Raw genomic sequence first — 17,988 nt, 5'->3', positions numbered from 1 at the left:
GTACCGCCGGACCGACTACTTGCCGGAGGATTTCTGAGCATGAACGCAACTATCGACGAGACAAATCCGATCCCGACCGACGAGGGGCATCGCCGATCATTCAGCCGCTACCCGTGTTGGCCCACCTACAACGTCTACGGTCTTCGGCCGTGGCGTGTTAGGGGCCGGGAACTCCCCAGCCACCTAATTCCGTCCTAACTCTCGATAGTTAGAGCCTTCTGTACCAGTAGAATTCGACCGTTGTGTCCACGGATACCGCGACGTGGTCAGCCCCGTCGTAGCCTAGCCGTAGCGCACGGCGCCACGTTCGTGGACCTCCGACCGCGTCGACGAGCGCGGACCGGTGACGGTATCGATCGAGTTGCGATCGACGACGGTGAAACTGGAAGCCGTCACGAAGCAAGCGAGGAGAGATATGCGCGGGTCTGCCTCTGACGTGGTGTTCCGGTTACACCGATCTGCTAGAGGGACTAGAGGCCGAAAAGTTTGCTGAAATATGTTGTCGTCCCTTCACTGAGAGCCCTCTGACAGAGGCCATTGACAACGACTCACGCGGCTCTGACTGTGCGTTCGGGCCGATACGCGAACGGTCCGACGACGAGAGGAGACCGGCCGTGAGCGAGGGCAGCGATATCGGCCCACTCCGAGACCGATCAACGCTCGGTGAGCGCCTCACTCGGCGTCGACGTCGATGTTGAGGACGTCTTCGATGATATCGTCGTCCCGAAAGTCGGTCGCGAGGTCGAAGTCGACGTTCAGCGCGTCGTAGTGAGCGCGGGCGCACTCGATCTTCGTCGCCTCGGACGGCCGGAGGTCGTCTTCGGTGCCGAACTTCGTCTCCCTGATGAGGTACAGTCGGCGGTCTTCCGCGTCCGCGCGGACCGCCGTCTCCTTGTCGAAGAGGACGGCCCAGTCCGGGTTGTACGGCCCTATCGGCGTGGGGAGCTGATACTCGCGCGGGAGCTTGATGAACAGCGCGACGGAGTCGTCCCGGTCGAGGCGGCGCGCGAACCGCCGCTCACCCTCGCTGTCGCAGATAACCTTATCGTAGACGCTCTTGTCCACGCTGACAGTATTTTCGGCGTAGGTCTCGACCTCGCTGAGGATGTCCGTCGGGTGCGCATCGCCGATCCGCTCGTAGTCGATGTGTTCGACCACGTACTCGGTTTTGACCGCGTCGATCGTCTCGCGGGCCGCGACCCGATACGCGTGGGGGTTCTTCAGTAGCTGGTCGACCGTCTCGGATTCGAGGATGATCTCTGCGACTGTTTGCTTCGTCAGCCCCGTCTCGGCGGCGATATGACTGACGACATCCGGGAGCGGGCCGTCGCGGTCGACGGACTCCACCTGCGAGGCGATGCCCACCGTCTCGATGTCGGCGCCGTCGTCCATCGATAGCTCTCCGCGGGAGACGCGGAGCCGCGGCTCGTCGACCGTGACGCCGGCGAGTTCGGCCGCCGCGCTCGCGACGAGCGCCGGCGAATCGATCGTCGTCGTGTACGTCGTTTTCGGCGCGATCCGCTCCCACAGCCTCGCGAACGCCGGGGACTCGTCGGCGACCTCAGTCCGCGGCGTGACGACGGTCCGGTCCCGGTGATCATTCGTCTGCGCGCGCATGTCGTCGCCGTAGTCCGTCGCCGAACTGTACTCCGCCTGGAGGTCGTCGGCGTAGTCGGCGTAGCTCTCGTTGGCGATCACCGTGAGGCGATTGCGCCGGTCGCCCGGCGGCAGGCGCGTCCCGTCCTGATAGACGGGGAGTCGAACGCCGCGTCCGATCTCCTGACGCTTCTTCACCGAACTGACCGTATTGTTGAGCGTACAGATCTGGAAGACGTTGGGGTTGTCCCACCCCTCCTGGAGCGCGCTGTGCGAGAAGATGAACTGCGTCGGCTCGTCGGCGGAGAGCAGCGTTTCCTTATCTCGCATGATGAGCTCGTACGACTCCACGTCGTCCCGGATCGAGCTCTCTCGCACCTTGATGTCGCCGCTCGTCGTCGTGGCGAAGTACGCGCCGGCGACGTCCTCCGGCGACTGATCGGGGAACAGATCGCTGTACCGGTCTTCGGCCTTCAGCTCGGTGAACGCCTCGCAGAAGGCTTCCCAGAGGTGGCCGGTCTCGTCGCCGCTCCTGCCGCGGAAGTTGTCGATCCGATCGATGAAAAAGAGGCTCAAGACTTTGATCCCGTCTCGGCGGTAGTCGAGCGCCTTCTCGAAGTGCTCGCGGACCGTCTCCCGGATCTGCCGGTGCTGGATCGTCTCGATGTCGGTGTCCGTGGACTCCCCGCTGTGGAGCCGCGTCCCGTCGCTGAGCTCGATGACTTCGTGGCGGGCGTCGATCGACGCCACCTCGACACCCTCGTACGGCGGTAAGCCGTTGCTCGCCGCGTAGAGGCTGTCCCCGGCGCGGACCGTCTTCTTTCCAAGTTGGGCCCCGGTCGACCGGTCCTTGTACAGCTCTATCCGTGCCTTCGGACCGGCGTCGAACGACAGCGGTCGAACGTATCGCTTGTCGAAGTCCTCGTCTTGGACGACGGAGAGCACTTCGATGGTTTTCACCAACCCCTTCTCGTGCGCGTCGACGGGCGAGAGCTCGTACACCTTGTTTCTGATCCGTCGGTGCGTCGCCGAGTACCGAAGCGTACAGAGGGGGTCCAACGCCGGGATGGCCGCTTTGCTCTTCTCGCCCTCCATGTTCTGCGGCTCGTCCAAGACGGCGATCGGATTGGTCGCCGCGATGCGGTCGACCGGGCGGTCGCCGTTGAGCTTGTCGTGAGGCCGGAACATGACGTTCTCGTCGCTCCGGTTGATGCTCTGGAGCGTCATGACCATGACCTCGATCTGGCTGCTGCTGCCGAACCGGATCACATCGCTCAGCGTCGACGAGTCGTACTCGGTCCAGTTGAACGGCGGCCGCGAATACAGCGAGTCGAAGTGGGCTCGCGTCTGCTGTATCGTTTTCACGACGCCCTCGCGGATCGCCACGCTCGGAACGACGATGAGGAACTTTCGCCAGCCGTACCGCCGGTAGAGCTCGTGGATCGTCCGGAGGTAGACGTACGTCTTGCCCGTCCCGGTCTCCATGTCGACGCTGAAGCTCAACAGGTCGGTCGTCTCGCCGTCGGCCGCCCGATAGAGGTCGTCGCTCTGTGCGAGGTCGTGACGCCGCTGGACCTTTCGCGTGTTGGCCGTGAGCTGCTCCTCGGAGAGTGCTAACTCGTTCGGAACGGTCGTCCCGTGCGTCCCGAACGCGGGCTGCTCGCCGACGTTCGGCTGGCCGTCGAAGACGTCGGTGACCGCGTCGACGGCCTCCTGCTGATACTCGAGGTCGGGATCGAATTCGAATTCCATGGTCAGATCGTTCGGAGCGAGAGGTCGCGGTTGAGGCGTTCCTTGTCCGTATCGGAGAGGCTCCCGTCCAAACAGACGTACTGCGTGTCCGCCGGGAGATCGAACTCGGTGAGCGTCTCGTACGTCACCGATTCCGCGAAGGTGACCAGCGCGTCGCGGTCGTCTTCGGACAGGTGATAGGTGTGGTCCGCGAGGGCCTCGACGGCGGCGTCCAGCGAGAACCCGAGCAGGAGCTGTACCTCGACCAGCGCGGCGTCCGGATCGGTCAGATCGACGGCCGAGCCGGCGCCGGCCGCGTATCGTTCGAGCGCGGCGCGGGCTTCCGACTCCGTGTCGGGGCGTCCCCACCGCTCGAAGCGCGACTCCCCGAGTGTGTACTTGTCGAAGCCGAGCCCCGGAGCGGCGCCCGGCAGGTCGTGGTCGTCGGCGACCTGCTCGCTCGCCAGCCGCAGGCGCCGCTCGCAGACCTCCGCGTGGGTCGTCTCTTCCCCCCGCGGCTCGTCGAGTTCGTCGTCCAGTTGGACGAGCATGAACCGGACGGGGTCGTCGAACTCCTCGGTCGCGTTGAGCTGCATGACCGCGTGGCCCGTCGTCCCCGATCCCGCGAAGAAGTCCAAGACGATGTCGCCGCCGTCCACGCTGTGGCGGATCAGCTTCCGGATCAGGTCCGTCGACTTGGGGAAGTCGTACGCCTTGTAGCCGAACAGCGATTTCAGCTCGCGCGTCGCCGTGCCGGTCATCCCCGTCTGGAGGACGGTGCGGTCGAAGGCGTCCTCGAACAGCTCGATGTCCTCGTCGGTCGTCGTCGTTTCGATCCACGACGAGAGCGGCTTGTACCGGCTCTCGATCTCGTTTTGGAAGCGTTTGAAGTTGGGCACGCCCTCGCCGTCGTCGGGGAAGAGGATCCGACCCTCCTCGATGTACTGCCGCATCGTCTCCTCGCCGAGGCGCCAGACGCTGTTCGGGTCCGGCTGATAGGTGTGGCCGGTCTCGGGGTCCGTGATCTCGTAGAACATCGTCGGCCGCTCGTCTTTCGTCCGCGAGTTCTTCAGATCGCCGGCGACCCACGGGCCGCGGGGATCGTCGTCCGGGTTCGTGTAGTTGTCGAACGACTTCTCGACGCCCCGCATCTCGAACGCGTCGGACCGCTGGTACACCACGACGTACTCGTGGTCGATGGACATCCCGCCCGAGTTCCGTGCGTCGGGGGTCCGGCGCTTCCAGACGAAGGTGCCGACGTAGTTGTCCTCGCCGTAGATCTCGTCCATGAGGTGGCGGAGGTTGTGGTGCTCGTTGTGATCGATGCTCACGAAGATCGCCCCGTCGTTCCGGAGGAGATTCCGCCCGAGGAACAGCCGGGGATACATCATCGACAGCCAGTCGCTGTGGTACCGCCCGTTCGTCTCCGGGTTGCTCACCAGCTTGTCGCCGTCCGCCGTCCGCTGGCCGGTCTCCCGCTCGTAGTCGGCGGCCGCGGTCGAGTAGTCGTCCTTGTAGATGAAATCCGACCCGGTGTTGTACGGCGGGTCGAGGTAGATCATCTTTATTCGCTGCTGGTAGGACCGCTGGAGCGTCTTCAGGGTCGCGAGGTTCTCGCCCTCGATGAAGTGGTTGCCCGACTCCCCGTAGTCGACGCTCTCGTCGGGACGCGGGACCAGCGTCTGCTCCGTCGCCGCCTGGGCGCGTGCGGTGGCCTCGCCCTTTCCGGCCCACGAGAGCTCGTACCGCTCCGCCCCCGACGACTCACCGTCGGCGTCGAGCAGCGATTCGAGCTTCGCCGCGTCGAGCTCTCCCTCGGAGAACGCGCTCGGCACGATCTCACGAAGTTTCGCCCGTATGGCGGCCGCGTTGGACGGTTTCTCCAGTCGGTCACGCTCATCGCTCATATACACCCGGAGAGAACCGACACGGGGTTAAACCATCGTACTGGGGACCGAGATCGGGCCCGAGCCTCGTTGAGAGCCCGGTCGACGACGCCGGTTCGCGTCGCGGGCGGGGCTCGCCGAGTCAGGGCGGCGTCGTCGCGAGTTCGAACAGCCGTTCTTCGCCCCGCTCCGCGGGCGACCGGCGCCCGCCGAGGAGCTCGATCAGCTTCGAATACGTGAGACAGCGGAACGGGTTGTCGTCGGTCAACTCGTCGAGGGCGGGCTGCGTGACGGCCTTCTCCCATCGATCGTATCGGTTGTCGGGGACGACGGACACGGCCCGGGGCGTCGCGCCGGTTTCCGCGTACGCGTTCCCCATGCGAACGATTCCGTCCTGCGGGTCCGTCGAGTGCTCCACCTCGAACATCGCGACCGGCGTCTCGCCGTCGAACCAGATCAGGTCGACGTTCCTGAGCCGCTCGCGAACGGTGTCGGAGAAGTCGCCGGGTATCCGCAGCCGCGTCTGCGTATCGCGGAGGACCTCGCTGCGATCGGTCTCCGGGTCCCCGATCCACGCGTCGTAGCCGACGGATTTGCCGAACTCGGCGAGTCGGTTGATGATCCGGTCGTGGTCCAGTTCCAGCTGCTCGCGCTGCGTTTCCGTGTCGACCAGGCCCTCCTCCTCGGCCAAGGTGTTTCCGGCGAGCGTCTGCTGGTACGAGTCGCGTCGCCGCCAGTAGACGACGCCGTCTTTCTCGACCGGCTCAGCGGTCGACTGTAATACGTCCAATATCTCTTGGTTCTCCGGCGTCTGCGCGTCCTTGAGGCTCGTGAAGATCCGCGAGAGGATCTCGTCGAGCGTGGCGGCGGACCCCTCCTTCCCCGCGTAGACGGATTCGATCAGCCACCTGATGCGGCGCTGGAGCGGGATGTACTCGACCTCGTCGGTCGCCGCCCAGTCGGCGGTCGTCCACGCGTCGCCGTCGGCGGTGCGTTCGAGGTAATCGTCGAAGAGGCGGCGATAGTCGAAGTCGCGCACCTGTTCGGAGTGCATCCTGTTGTCCTCGATGAGCCGCAGCGTCACCCCGCGGACCAGCTGATCGTACGTCGCGCGGCCGTCGTGGAGCCGGATGACGCGCTTCGCCTCCTCCAAGATGGACTCCCGGACCGCCTGAATGTCACCGAAGTCCAGTTCGGGCTGTTCCCGGGTCTCCGGCCGCCGGAACGTGATGTAGATGTCGCCGTTCATCGTCCCCGGCTTCCGGCGGTTGATCCAGTTCGTGTACTCCTGTGCGGGAACCTGATAGACCGCGTCGACGTAGTCGAACCCGGCCTGCTGGATCGCGTGCATCAGGGAGTTCCAGTATTTGAGTTCGCTGCTGTGGAACGTGACCGTCAGATGTCCGCCGCTCTCGAGCACTCGGAACACCTCCTCGAACGCCGCCGCGAGCATCTCCTCGTAGCGCTCCCGCGGCTTCTCTTGGCGCGGATTGACGACGATTTCGTCCTCCCAGTTGACGCTGCTGTCCAGCCAGCTGTTCGCCATGTAGCTGAGCTCGAAGTACTGGACGGCGTCGCCGTACTCGGGATCGGTGAACACGTACTGTACCGACTGGTCGTCGACCGGGAGGTCGCGCGCGTCTCCCTGGATGAACCTCCCTCGGTCTCCCACGGGGTCGCCCCCGTTCAGTTCGTCGTTCGCCTCGCGCATGCCGTCGAGCACGGTCGAGAACCGGTTCCGGAACGCGTGCGCGACGTTGAGTTCGAGGTTCTCCGGGTGGATGACGTAGTTCTTCGCCGCCCAGCCCTTCTTGTTCGGCCGCTGCATCCGGCTCACGTGTTCGAGAATGGCGACGAAAGTGAGCAGGAGGGCGTCGACGACGGTCCGGTCAAATTCCTGTGTTTCCAGCCGGTGTATCTCGTGCCGGAGGATAGACAGCGCGATCAGATTCCGGTCGGTGAACAGCTTGTCGACGCGCTCGGTCCCCGGACGACTCGTGTAGAAGTCCTGTCCGTTGGGGTACACCAGCTCGTTGTCGGGGTAGTAATAGGGGGGCGAGAGCTCGCCGATCCGGTCGAGTTTGGCCTCGTCCGCCTCGTCCAGCGGGACCGTTTCACTCGCGTCGCACTCCGGACAGACGTACTTGTGCTCGTTCGGAACGTCCTCCTCGATCCGGATGTACCCGTTTTCGAACAGCCGCTGGTTGATCGCCCGCGTTATCTCCGACTTGCGCGCGTCGCCGAACTCGTCTAAGTCGATGCGCTCCACCAACGCGTCGTGCGAGAGGCGCTCGGCCTCGCTGAGCTGATCGTAGATTTCCGTCGCGAGGGTATCGAGCGTCCCGTCGCCGGATATCGGCTCGCTCGCTTGCCCCGAACTGGGCGAGTACACCCGAGTCGCGGTCGTTTCGAGCGTCCGCGCCCGTTCGTGGCCGCAGTTCCGGCACGTCGTCTCGTAGAGCCACCGGAATGACCGCTGCGCGTCGCCGTCGGCGCCGCCGACCTCGTGGCGCCGGTACCGGAGGTTCTCCATCACGGTGTCGAACCCGTCTTCGAGTTCGTCCAAGTCCACGTGAGCGGCGGTCGTGCGGGCGATGTGGCGGAACAGCGGGTTCAGGTCGTTGTAGATACCGCGACGGTCCGCCCGGAGCGCCTCCAAGGCGGTGACGCCGCTCCCGGAGAACGGGTCCAGCACCGTCTCCCCCTCGTCGGTGAACTGCTCGATGTAGCTCGTGACGAGGTTCTGTGGCTTCCGCCCCCAGAACCGAACCATGTTGTACATCGGTGTGTTCGGCGAGGAGACGGCGTGTTCGGGGGGCTCCGTGATATCGTCCGCAGGCATATCGATCGGTTACCGGGGGGAGGTAGCTGCCGGGGATAAGGCCACCGCCTCACGACCGGCGATATCTCTATAAGATAGCTGACTGTTTAGACGGAACGTCGATGGACATCACGACGGAAACGATAGACTGCGACGGGCACGGCGGCTTCGACTGCGTTCGGTATCGGTTCGACTACGGCGGCGAGGACCGCGCGCTGCTCGACGAGCTACGAGACGACGGGGAGCGTCTCGCTGAGGGCTCCGACGGACGGATGGCCCGGGACAGCTCCCGCGGCAGGTCGGCCGACACGCAGAGCGTCGACGGTATCTCGGGAGTGCTGGCGGAGTGGGTGTGGAAAGACTGGCTCACCCGAACGGCCGAGCGGCGCGACACGGGCGCGGACGTGTTCCAAGACGACGAGTGGGACACCCCACAGGAACAGGTCGACATCACCGTCGACCGCGGCCGCGGCGAGAGCGCCGCCGTGGAGGTCCGGTCGTCGTTCCCCTACACGGGCGCGGAGAAGGCGGTGTGTACCCACTTCGACGTGATTGGCTGGTACAACAACGAGGTGAAGAAACGCGAGATACGGAAGGACTACTACGTCCGCGTGTTGTTCCCGTTCCACAAGAGTAACTTCTGGACGGAGTTCGAGTCGAACTCCTTCGACGTCTACCTGGCCGGGGGTGCGCCCCGAGCGATGCTAGAAGACAGCCCGCACGCCGAAGACAAGCCGTTCACGCCTCACTGGGACGACTCCTCCGACGGTGGCCAACGGGGGACGTACCGGGTGATCAGCCCGATCGCGAACGCGATGGACACGCCGGCGATCACCGACGAGATGGTCGCGTAGGCGGGGCGAACGTCGAACCGAGCGCCACGGCCGCCGGAGCGACGGCGATCTGTACCCCAAGCGATCCGAGTCAGAGGTCGATCGGAGAACCGTTCGCGGCGCTCTCCGACAGCGCGTCGAGGATCCGCATGTTCGCAACGGCCGACGCGCCGTCGGTCACGGGGGTCGCGTCGCCGGCGACGCGGTCGGCGAAGTGCTCGACCTGAAGCCGGTACTGATCGACCGCCGGGAACGTCTCGACCCCGCGACGGCCGTCGATCTCGTACTCCAGTTCCAGCCGCTCGTCGGCCGGGGCGTCGAAGGCGTTCTCGACCGCGACCCACCCGTTCGTCGCGTCCACGCGGTACCGCTCGACGTGGCGGGTGTCGAACCCGGAGGCGACCCGGGCCGACCGGCCGTCGCCGTACGCAAGCACGCCTGCGAGTTCGGTGTCGACGCCCGCGTCGCGGGTGTCCCCCGTGTGGGCGTACGCCCGGTCGGGAGCGCCGAGGACGGTGCGAGCCAGCGAAACGGGGTAGCAGCCGACGTCCATCAGCGACCCGCCGGCGAGCTCCGGGTCGAGCCGAACGTCGTTCGGGCGGTCGGACAGCGGGAACCGGAACGTCGCGGTCACCGTGCGCACGTCGTCGAGTTCCGTCGCGGCGAGCTCGACGGCGCGCTCGGTCCGGGGGTGGTACCGGTACATGAACGCCTCCATCAGGGTGACGCCGCGGCGGTCGCAGTGGTCGGCGACCGCTCGCGCCTCGGCGGCGTCGGCGGCCAGCGGCTTCTCGCAGAGGACGGCGAGCCCGGCGTCCGCGGCGCGTTTCGTCCACTCACCGTGGAGCCCGTTGGGGAGCGGGACGTACACCGCGTCGATGGCGTCGTCGTCGAGCAGTGCCTCGTAGGTGCCGTAACTGCGGGGGATCGAGTGGCGGGCGGCGAACGACGCCGCGCGGTCGGCGTCCCGGGACGCGACCGCGCCGACGGCGTGGTCGCTCGCGGCGATCGCCGGGACGACGGCCTTGTCGGCGATTCCCGCGGTCCCGAGGACGCCGAATTCGAGGCGGGCCGGATCGGTCGAGTGAGCGCTCATGTCCGCCGCGACGCGGCCCCACCTCAAGTGGTTTGGGTCCCGGCCGAACGAGACGCTCGACGTGGGGCGGCGCGCAATGTATCCGTCTGCGAGCCCGAGACACGGGCGATGCGGTCCGACCCGCGAACCGCGCTCCGGCGGCTCTACAGACAGGTGGCACCCATGGAACTCACACGGACACAGGTACGCGAGTACGACCGCCGCGCGGCCGACGCCGGCGAGACCGAGACGGCGACGTTCGGCGTCGGCTGCTTCTGGGGCCCGGACGCGCAGTTCGGCGCGGTGGAGGGCGTCGTCCGCACCCGCGCGGGGTACGCGGGTGGGACCAAACGTGACCCGACGTACCACTCGCTGGGCGACCACACGGAGGTGGTTCAGGTCGATTTCGACCCCGAAACGATATCGTACCGGGATGTGCTGGAACGGGTGTTCGCGGCGCACGACCCGCGGCGGCAGTCCCGGAAGACGCAGTACCAGAACGTCGTCCTCGTCGAGCGCGCGGCCCAGCGGGAGGCCCTCGACGAGTTCCTCTCGGCGCGGGGACTCACCGCCGACGGGATCGACACGCGCGTCGAGCGGCTGTCGCGGTTCTCTCCCGCGGAGGACTACCACCAGAAGTACAGGCTCAGGTCCGCCTCGTCACTAATTGAGCCGTTCGACGCGGCCGGATACGACGGCGCCGAGCTGCGAGAGTCGCCGCTCGCCGCCAAGCTGAACGGGTACGTCGCCGGACACGACGTGAACGTCGCCGAAGAGCTTCCAGCGCCCGAGTGAGCCCGTCGAGGCTCGCCCGCTCGAACTCGATCGGCGACCAGCGTCTGCCATGGAACTCGCGCCGGGCGTACGCGCACTCCCGCTACACGTATCGCTGGACGGCCGGGAAGCGACACTCACTCCCACCGCGGTCGAGACCCCGCAGGGACTCCTCCTGATCGACGTTGGCCTGCCCGACGAGGTCGGCGTCCTCGGAGACGCGCTCGCGGACAAGGGGTTGTCCCTCGACGACGCGCGGGGCGTCCTCGTCACGCATTAGGAGCTCGACCTCGCCGGCTGTCTGGCGGCCGTGGTCAACCGGACCGGCGCCGCCGTGTTCGCCCACGAGGCAGAGGCCCCGTAGCTGGAGGGCGACGAGGAGCTCGTCAAGTCGAGCGAGGAGCGGCCGACGGTGATCGAACCGGCGACCGTCGACGTCCGCCTGACCGGGGGCGAGACGTTCGCGACGGCGGCCGGTCCGACGGAGGTCGTCCCGACCCCCGGCCACAGCCCGGGGCACGTGTCGGCGTACTTTCCCGGCCCCGAGCTGCTCGTCAGCGCCGACGCGCTCACCGTCGCCGACGGCGAACTCGCCGGGCTCAGCCCGGAGATGACCCCGGACCTCGACACCGCGCTGGAGAGCGTCGCGGTCCTCGCCGACCGGGACGTGGCGGAGACGGTCTGCTTCCACGGGGGCCACGTCGAGGCCGGGACGGAGCGCCTCGAAGAGATCGCTGGCGGTGAGTAGGGTCGACGCGCTGAGCGCGGACGCGTCGAGCGCGGATATGCGGTAACGTCGACGCTCCGAGAGCGAGCGCGCCCCCCGCGATCCGTGTCTTCAAGCCGGACGCGCCGTCACGGTTCGTCGTGGACGCGAACGAACTCTCGCTCCGGTCGTACGACCCGCGGGACGACGCGGCCGTGTGGGCGCTTCACGAGTGGGCGATGCGGGAGACCGGGGTCGACCCGTCCGACATCCCCGGCACCGACGACCTGCGGTCCGTGGCGGCGTCGTACCTCGACGCGGGGGGCGCGTTCGTCGTCGGCGTCGTCGACGCCGTCGACGCCGACCAGTCGCCGGACGATCCGTCGCCGGAGCGGCAGTCGGTGGATTCGGCGGCGTCACGGGCCCCGGACCAACTGGCGACCCACGACGGGACGCTCGCCGCGATGGGCGGCTACGTGCCCAACGAGGCCGGGCACGGCGACGAGCGCGACCGCCCCGGCGCCGCGGAGCTCCACCGGATGCGCGTCGCGCCGCCGTACCAGCGGCGCGGCTACGGACGGGCGCTGCTCGACGAGCTGGAGCGGCGGGCGGCCTCCGGTGGGTTCGAGACGCTCCTCGCGACGACCTCGACGCGCCAGCCCGCGGCGCTCGACTTCTACGCGAGTCGGGGATACGAGCGGACGGACACCTCGACCGCCGGCGCGTACGAACTCGTCCACTTCGAGAAGGAGCTCTGAGCGCCGCGCCGGAAGGGGTCAATCGGGCGGGAGAGTCTCACCCGGAGGGGTGACCTCACCCGGAGAGATCGAAGTGCTCCGCCGCCGTCTGCATGTCCTTGTCGCCGCGCCCGCAGAGGTTGACCAACAGCGTGTCGTGTCGGTCCTCCTCGGCGAGCTTGGCGGTCAGCGCGAGGGCGTGGGCCGGCTCCAGCGCCGGGATGATCCCCTCGGCCTCGCTCAGTTCGCGGAACGCGGCCAGCGCCTCGTCGTCGGAGACCGCGTGGTACTCCGCGCGGCCCATCTCCTGGAGCGCGGCGTGCTCCGGCCCGATGGCGGGGTAGTCGAGCCCGGCGGAGACGGAGTGGTTCTCGGTGTCGTCGCCGATCGTCTTCGTCTTCATCCCCTGGAAGATCCGCGGCTCCTCCTGTTTCGTCTTCGAGAGCGGGGCCGAGTGGTTCGCGTCGTCGGTGCCGCCCGGCTCGGCGCCGTAGAACATCACGTCGTCATCCTTGAACGCGTGCCAGAGGCCGATCGAGTTCGACCCGCCGCCCACGCAGGCGACGCACGCGTCGGGGAGGTCGCCGTGGCGCTCTTGGATCTGCTCGCGGGCCTCGGTCCCGATGACGGACTGGAACTCGCGGACCATCCGCGGGAACGGGTCGGGCCCCACGACGCTGCCGACGAGGTAGTGCGTCGAGTCGACGTTCTCGGCGAAGTCCTCTAACGCGGCGTCGACCGCCTCCGCGAGCCCCTCGTTGCCGCGGTCGACCGGCTCCACGTCCGCGCCCATGAGGCGCATCCGGAACACGTTCATCTCCTGTCGCTGCATGTCGTGCCGGCCCATGTACACGGTCGTGTCGAGGTCCAGCAGGGCGCCGACCATCGCCGTCGCGGTGCCGTGCTGCCCCGCCCCGGTCTCCGCGATCAGGCGGTCCTTCCCGGCCCGCTTGGCCAGCAGCGCCTGCCCGAGCGTGTTGTTGAGCTTGTGCGCCCCGCCGTGGAGGAGGTCCTCGTGTTTGAGGTAGATGTCCGCGCCGTACCGCTCGCTGAGCGTCTCCGCGTAGAAGACGGGCGTCGGCCGCCCCGCGAAGTGTTCGAGCAGGTCACGGAACTCCGCCATGAACTCGTCGTCGGCGACGGCCTCCTCGTAGGCCGCCGCCAGCTCCGCCAACGGTTCCTCCAGCGGTTCCGGGACGTGTCGGCCGCCGAACTCGCCGAACTCGCCTGGCGTACCCATGCGTGACCGGTGTGGCCGCGACTCAAAAAAGACGAGGGAACCCCCGGGCGCTGCCGCGGTCGCGGCGCCCGCCCGTGACCAACGATTTGTGTCGCGACCGAGACCGTGGCGTATGGAACGACTGGTCTGTTACGACTGCGGCGAGACGTACCCCGCCGGCGAGGCGGCCCGCTGCGCGTGCGGCGAGCCGCTCTGGTTCGACACGCACGGGACCGGGTTCTCGTGGCCCGAGGCGAGCGGCGGCGGTGGCGTGCGGCTCGGGCGAGACTCCCTCTGGCGGTACGAGCCCGTCCTACCCGCGGCGATCGTTCCGAGCGGCCTCGCCGCGGCCGCCGGGGGCACGCCGCTGTTCCGCGCGCCGTCGATCGAGCCGGCGGACGGGCCGCGGGTCCACCTCAAGGTCGAGGGGACCAACCCGACGGGTAGCTTCAAGGACCGGGGGACGGCCGTCGGGATGGCCCGCATCGACGGCCCGGTCGGGACGGTCTCGCACGGCAACATGGCACTGAGCGTCGCCGCGCACGCGGCGGCGCTGGACCGGGAGGCCGCGATCCTCGTCGCCGAGGACACGCCGGACTCGCGGCTCGCGATGATCGCCCAGCACGACCCGCACCTGTTCCGGGTCCGGGGGGAGTACGGGCGGCTCTACGAGGACACGCTCGACCACGACCTCGGGGTCGCCTTCCTCAATTCCGACGCCCCGCTCCGGGTCGCCGGCCAGAAGACGGTGGCGTACGAGATCTGCGAGGCGTTCGCTCCCGACGCGCCCGACGCGATCGTCCTGCCGGTCAGCAGCGGCGGACAGGCGAGCGGCGTCTGGAAGGCGCTCCGAGAGCTGGACGCGGCGGGAGTGCTCCCGTCGATCCCGCGGATCTACCTCGCGCAGGCCGCCCGCTGTGACCCGATCGCGCGGGCGTTCCGGCGGGGAGACTCCCGCGTCGAACCCGTCGCGGGCGAGCCGACCGCGGCCGTCTCGATCAACAACGCCGACCCGCCGAGCGGGAACCGCGCGCTGGCCGCCGTCCGGGCGACAGACGGCGGCGTCGTCTCCGTCTCGGAGGAGTCGATGCTGGCCGAGACTGACCGGCTCGCGGCCGACGCCGGAGTCTCCGTCGAGCCGTCGTGCGCGGTGGCGACGGCCGCCGTGCGAGAGCTCGCCGCGGTGGGCGAGTTCGGCCCCGACGACGACGTGGCCGCGATCCTGACGGGGTCGGGGTACAAGTACGGAGCGACCGAGGTCGAGGGCTTGTCCGTTCGGGAGGTCGACCGGGCCGACGTTCCCGACGCGGTCCGCGATATCGTATCGTGACCGGCCGGACGCACAGAGGTCGTTCGGAAGAGCGGCCAGCGGGGTCGGCGGCCTCGTCGGAGCGGCTACGGCGCGGCCTGCTTCGTCGAGACCAGTTCGATCACGTCGCGGTGGGAGAGCTCGCGGTCGGTGCCCACCTGCCGGCCGCTCCGGCAGTCGGTGCCGTGGAGCAGCCCCTCGCCGATGTCCGAGTGGATGTGGTACGCGAAGTCCTCCGTCGTCGACCCCTCGGGGAGGATGAAGCAGTCGCGGAAGACTCCCTTCTCGTCACTGCTCCCGTTCGCGGAGCCGGGGAAGACGGCGATACAGCCCAGCACGTCGAAGACGGCGGACTCGAGCGCGCCCTGGACGCCCGTGCCGTCGTACTCGTCGACGAACTCGGCGATCTGGTCGAGGCCGGCCTTCTGCTCCCCGGAGACGTCGCCGACGACCTCGAACGCGTCGTCGCCGGGCGTGTAGTCGACGACGCCGGCGTCGTCGGCGTTCTTCAGCGCCTTCTCCGCGTGGGCGCTCGCGGGGACGAACGAGAGGTGGTCGTAGTCGGGGTCGGTCGTTATCTCCGCCCAGTTCGCCTGCGCCTCGGGGGTGTCCATCTTGTTGGCGGCGATCACCATCGGCTTCGTGCGCTTGCGGATCTCGCGGGCCAGTTCGACTCTGTCCGTCTCGTCCCAGGTGTCCGGATCGAGTTCGAGCCCCTCGGCGAGGATGACGCGCTTCATCCGGTCCTTGTCGATGCCGAACGCGGACATCTGGTCGGCGAGCTCCTCCTCGATGGCCGCGTTCGCGCCGTGATACCGCGTCTCGAACTTCTCTAAGCCCTTCTCCAACACGTCGAGGTACCACGCGTCGAGCTCCTCCTCTAAGAAGTCGATGTCCTCACGGGGGTCGTGGCCCTCGGTCGCCTCGCCCTCGATGTCGGTCTTCCCCGAGAAGTCGACGACGTGGATCAGCACGTCGGTCTCGTTGAGGTCGGTGAGGAACTGGTTGCCGAGCCCGCGGCCCTCGTGGGCGCCCGGGACGAGCCCGGCCACGTCGACCAGCTTCACGGGGACGAACCGCGTCCCCTCGCGGCAGACGCCGACGCTCGGCGTACAGGTCTCGTCGAACTCGGGCGCGGCGCAGTCGACGCGGACGTACGCCTCGCCGACGGTCGGGTCGATGGTTGTGAACGGGTACGCCCCCTCCGGTACGTCGTTCATCGTCGCGGCGTTGAAGAACGTCGACTTGCCCACCGAGGGCTTGCCGACGAGACCGATCCGATAGCTCATTACCACCGCTGCGCGGCGCGGCGGCAAAAGCGATGCGAGACGCGCCGTGGCGTGGGGATCGGTGACGAGGGAGGGAGCCGGCCGCGAGCCGTCGCGGGAGGCCCGATCTACGCGTCGCCGTCGGACTGCCCGGGCTCCCCGAGCGCCTCGATCGGGAGGACGTTCTGGAGCGCGGCGTGCGCGTCGGCGGCGCCCTCGAACCTCGCCTGGTCGACCTCGGCCAAGAGGTCGCCAAGGTCGGCGTCGCCGTCGGCGAACAACACCGTCGTGCCTGCGAACGAGTCGGCGAGCGCTCCGCGGTCGGCGGGGTACGCGCGGTCGGCGAGCGTCGATTCGAGGCGGGAGCGGTTGATCTCGTCGGACATACCGACCCGTCGTGCGAGAGAGCATAAGCGTGCGCTCGGCCCGGACGCCACCGGACTGCGGCGAGAAACCGGCAAGAACAAAGGGTTATCCGTCCCGGTCGTCATGCTACACGTGAACATGCCCCTATACGACCGGATTCTGGTCCCGACCGACGGCTCCTCGGAGGGGGAGTTAGCGGTGTGTCACGCGCTCGACCTCGCCGCGGTCCACGGGGCGTCGGTGCGCGCGATATACGTGGTCGACACCGCGCGGTACGCCGGGATGCCGATGGAGACGACGTGGGAGGGGGTGGGCGACCTGCTGTACGACGACGGCGAGGCGGCGCTCGAGACGGTGTGCGAACTCGCCGCCGACCGCGGCGTCGACGTCGAGACGTCCGTCGTCGACGGCTCGCCGAGCCGCGAGATCATCACCCACGCCGAACGGACGGGCTGCGACCTCGTCGTGATGGGGACCCACGGGCGCGGCGGGATCGACCGCCTCCTCCTCGGTAGCGTCGCCGAGAAGGTGGTCCGGGGGTCGTCGGTGCCGGTGTTGACCGTCCGGATCGGCGACGACGAGGACGCGGCGACCGCGGGCGAGACCGCGACCGCGGGCGAGACGGGCGCCGCCGGGGCCGACGCGGACGGGTCCGTCTCCGACGCGACGGAGACGGGGTAGCGAGCCGCGGCGCGTCGGCTGGGAGTCAGGCCGCGTCGCGGAGGTCAGGCCGCGTCGCGGAGGTCAGGCCGCGTCGCGGAGGTGTTCACAGTCGCCCGCGTGGACGCGCCGCCGGCCCTCGTCGGTGTCGACCACGAGCGCACCCGGCTCCGTCACGTCGACCGCGGTGCCCTCCACGACCCCCTCGGCGGTGTCGACCCGGACGCGCCGCCCGAGCGTGCTCGCCCGCTCGCGCCACGCGGGGAGGACCTCGTCGAGCGCGCCGGGCGAGGCGGTCAGTTCCGCGTAACGTTCGAGCAACGTCGCGGCGAACCGCCGCCGGTCGATCGGGCCGCCGCGCTCCGCCGAAAGCGACGTCGCGCCCGCGGGCAGCGTCTCGGGGTCGAGGTTGGCGTTGACGCCGACGCCGACGACGAGCCAGCCGACCCGGTCGGCCTCCCCCTCCATCTCCGTCAAGATCCCCGCCAGCTTCGGGCCGCCGCGGCCGGGGGTGTCGGGATCTGGCACTTCGGAGCCGCTTCCGTCGCCCCCGACGAGCCGGGGTACTCCGGACCGGGGATCGCGTTCGGCCTCGACGCACCCTACACCGTGGAGTATCACGACCGGATCGCGTCGACGAACGAGCGGGCCCGGGAGCTCGCGGCGGAAGGGGAGACCGACGTCGCCGTAGTCGCCGACGAACAGACCGGGAGCCGCGGCCGCCTCGACCGGGAGTGGGTCGCGCCGAGCGGCGGGGTCTGGCTGTCGGTCCTCACCCGGCCGGACGTGCCGACCGCGCGGGCGCCGCTCTTCACCCTCGCGGCCGCGGTGGCGACGACCGACGCCGCCCGCGAGGCCGGCGTGGACGCGCGGATCAAGTGGCCGAACGACGTGCTCGTCGGGGGCGACGGACGCGGCTCCCAACTGCCAGATCCCGACAACCCCCGCCGCGGCGGCCCCAGCCTCGAGGGGATCTCTGCGGGAGGTGCCGGGGGGGCCGGCCGGCG

Annotated in this window: 14 protein-coding genes and 2 pseudogenes; 7 read left to right on the top strand and 9 right to left on the bottom strand. The window is 68.6% G+C overall.

The window, feature by feature from the left end; all coding sequences use genetic code 11:
• Positions 1-672: 672 nt before the first annotated feature.
• The 3 genes from B9G38_RS08150 to B9G38_RS08140 form a co-directional block, all read right to left on the bottom strand.
• On the bottom strand, positions 673-3,348 hold the full coding sequence (locus B9G38_RS08150) for a DEAD/DEAH box helicase family protein (protein WP_086220058.1): 2,676 nt from the start codon (positions 3,346-3,348) through the stop codon (positions 673-675).
• A 2-nt stretch (positions 3,349-3,350) separates the two neighbouring features.
• Entirely contained in the window at positions 3,351-5,234 is a 1,884-nt protein-coding gene (locus B9G38_RS08145) for a site-specific DNA-methyltransferase (protein WP_086220057.1), read from the bottom strand.
• A 121-nt stretch (positions 5,235-5,355) separates the two neighbouring features.
• Entirely contained in the window at positions 5,356-8,055 is a 2,700-nt protein-coding gene (locus B9G38_RS08140) for a DNA methyltransferase (protein ID WP_086220056.1), read from the bottom strand.
• 101 nt (positions 8,056-8,156) lie between these two features.
• Here B9G38_RS08140 and B9G38_RS08135 point away from each other — a divergent pair, with 101 nt between their 5' ends.
• Entirely contained in the window at positions 8,157-8,888 is a 732-nt protein-coding gene (locus tag B9G38_RS08135; RefSeq protein WP_086220055.1) for a hypothetical protein, read from the top strand.
• 70 nt (positions 8,889-8,958) lie between these two features.
• Here the strand turns inward: B9G38_RS08135 and B9G38_RS08130 are convergent, their stop codons facing one another.
• Positions 8,959-9,963, bottom strand: coding sequence for a Gfo/Idh/MocA family protein (locus tag B9G38_RS08130; RefSeq protein ID WP_086220054.1), 1,005 nt, complete (start codon positions 9,961-9,963; stop codon positions 8,959-8,961).
• A 162-nt stretch (positions 9,964-10,125) separates the two neighbouring features.
• Here B9G38_RS08130 and B9G38_RS08125 point away from each other — a divergent pair, with 162 nt between their 5' ends.
• Positions 10,126-10,737, top strand: a complete 612-nt coding sequence (locus tag B9G38_RS08125; protein WP_049930071.1) for a peptide-methionine (S)-S-oxide reductase — start codon at positions 10,126-10,128, stop codon at positions 10,735-10,737.
• An 82-nt stretch (positions 10,738-10,819) separates the two neighbouring features.
• On the opposite strand, the gene B9G38_RS18530 is transcribed toward B9G38_RS08125, so the two are convergent.
• Positions 10,820-10,993 carry a hypothetical protein gene (locus tag B9G38_RS18530; protein WP_233127176.1) on the bottom strand — a complete coding sequence of 58 codons (174 nt, stop codon included), beginning with the start codon at positions 10,991-10,993 and terminating at the stop codon, positions 10,820-10,822.
• 135 nt (positions 10,994-11,128) lie between these two features.
• Between B9G38_RS18530 and B9G38_RS18525 the strand changes: the two genes are divergently transcribed.
• Together B9G38_RS18525 and B9G38_RS08115 are read left to right on the top strand one after the other, a co-directional pair.
• Positions 11,129-11,464, top strand: coding sequence for an MBL fold metallo-hydrolase (locus tag B9G38_RS18525; RefSeq protein ID WP_233127175.1), 336 nt, complete (start codon positions 11,129-11,131; stop codon positions 11,462-11,464).
• Between the two features lie 119 nt (positions 11,465-11,583).
• On the top strand, positions 11,584-12,180 hold the full coding sequence (locus tag B9G38_RS08115) for a GNAT family N-acetyltransferase (protein ID WP_086220053.1): 597 nt from the start codon (positions 11,584-11,586) through the stop codon (positions 12,178-12,180).
• Between the two features lie 55 nt (positions 12,181-12,235).
• Here B9G38_RS08115 and trpB read toward each other — a convergent pair whose 3' ends face one another.
• On the bottom strand, positions 12,236-13,399 hold the full coding sequence (gene trpB / locus B9G38_RS08110; RefSeq protein ID WP_049929365.1) for a tryptophan synthase subunit beta: 1,164 nt from the start codon (positions 13,397-13,399) through the stop codon (positions 12,236-12,238).
• Positions 13,400-13,511: 112 nt separating this feature from the next.
• On the opposite strand from trpB, the gene B9G38_RS08105 reads away from it, so the two are divergent.
• Positions 13,512-14,708, top strand: a complete 1,197-nt coding sequence (locus B9G38_RS08105) for a pyridoxal-phosphate dependent enzyme (protein ID WP_086220052.1) — start codon at positions 13,512-13,514, stop codon at positions 14,706-14,708.
• A gap of 65 nt (positions 14,709-14,773) precedes the next feature.
• On the opposite strand, the gene B9G38_RS08100 is transcribed toward B9G38_RS08105, so the two are convergent.
• Both B9G38_RS08100 and B9G38_RS08095 read right to left on the bottom strand, forming a co-directional pair.
• The gene (locus B9G38_RS08100) at positions 14,774-15,976 is read right to left on the bottom strand and encodes a redox-regulated ATPase YchF (protein ID WP_086220051.1); all 1,203 of its coding nucleotides are present in this window, start codon (positions 15,974-15,976) and stop codon (positions 14,774-14,776) included.
• Between the two features lie 107 nt (positions 15,977-16,083).
• Positions 16,084-16,341 (bottom strand): hypothetical protein, encoded by a 258-nt coding sequence (locus B9G38_RS08095; protein ID WP_086220050.1) that lies wholly within the window; start codon positions 16,339-16,341, stop codon positions 16,084-16,086.
• A gap of 118 nt (positions 16,342-16,459) precedes the next feature.
• Between B9G38_RS08095 and B9G38_RS08090 the strand changes: the two genes are divergently transcribed.
• On the top strand, positions 16,460-17,002 hold the full coding sequence (locus B9G38_RS08090) for a universal stress protein (RefSeq protein WP_049929361.1): 543 nt from the start codon (positions 16,460-16,462) through the stop codon (positions 17,000-17,002).
• A gap of 63 nt (positions 17,003-17,065) precedes the next feature.
• On the opposite strand, the pseudogene B9G38_RS08085 reads toward B9G38_RS08090, so the two are convergent.
• Positions 17,066-17,497: pseudogene (locus B9G38_RS08085) on the bottom strand (biotin--[acetyl-CoA-carboxylase] ligase); the annotation flags it as partial.
• A gap of 36 nt (positions 17,498-17,533) precedes the next feature.
• On the opposite strand from B9G38_RS08085, the pseudogene B9G38_RS08080 reads away from it, so the two are divergent.
• Positions 17,534-17,988 (top strand): annotated as a pseudogene (locus tag B9G38_RS08080) (biotin--[acetyl-CoA-carboxylase] ligase); the annotation flags it as partial.

Source organism: Halorubrum sp. SD612 (assembly GCF_002135005.1).
Note: the sequence above shows the minus strand (reverse complement) of the source record. Positions and strands in the feature narration are given on the sequence as shown.

What these genes read in the sequence shown, in the direction of transcription:
- B9G38_RS08100 (WP_086220051.1), bottom strand. Translation starts at nt 15,976, where the DNA reads ATGAGCTATCGGATCGGTCTCGTCGGCAAGCCCTCGGTGGGCAAGTCG.
- B9G38_RS08125 (WP_049930071.1), top strand. Translation starts at nt 10,126, where the DNA reads ATGGAACTCACACGGACACAGGTACGCGAGTACGACCGCCGCGCGGCC.
- B9G38_RS08135 (WP_086220055.1), top strand. Translation starts at nt 8,157, where the DNA reads ATGGACATCACGACGGAAACGATAGACTGCGACGGGCACGGCGGCTTC.
- B9G38_RS08130 (WP_086220054.1), bottom strand. Translation starts at nt 9,963, where the DNA reads ATGAGCGCTCACTCGACCGATCCGGCCCGCCTCGAATTCGGCGTCCTC.
- trpB (WP_049929365.1), bottom strand. Translation starts at nt 13,399, where the DNA reads ATGGGTACGCCAGGCGAGTTCGGCGAGTTCGGCGGCCGACACGTCCCG.
- B9G38_RS08105 (WP_086220052.1), top strand. Translation starts at nt 13,512, where the DNA reads ATGGAACGACTGGTCTGTTACGACTGCGGCGAGACGTACCCCGCCGGC.
- B9G38_RS08090 (WP_049929361.1), top strand. Translation starts at nt 16,460, where the DNA reads ATGCCCCTATACGACCGGATTCTGGTCCCGACCGACGGCTCCTCGGAG.
- B9G38_RS08145 (WP_086220057.1), bottom strand. Translation starts at nt 5,234, where the DNA reads ATGAGCGATGAGCGTGACCGACTGGAGAAACCGTCCAACGCGGCCGCC.
- B9G38_RS18530 (WP_233127176.1), bottom strand. Translation starts at nt 10,993, where the DNA reads ATGCGTGACGAGGACGCCCCGCGCGTCGTCGAGGGACAACCCCTTGTC.
- B9G38_RS08095 (WP_086220050.1), bottom strand. Translation starts at nt 16,341, where the DNA reads ATGTCCGACGAGATCAACCGCTCCCGCCTCGAATCGACGCTCGCCGAC.
- B9G38_RS08140 (WP_086220056.1), bottom strand. Translation starts at nt 8,055, where the DNA reads ATGCCTGCGGACGATATCACGGAGCCCCCCGAACACGCCGTCTCCTCG.
- B9G38_RS08150 (WP_086220058.1), bottom strand. Translation starts at nt 3,348, where the DNA reads ATGGAATTCGAATTCGATCCCGACCTCGAGTATCAGCAGGAGGCCGTC.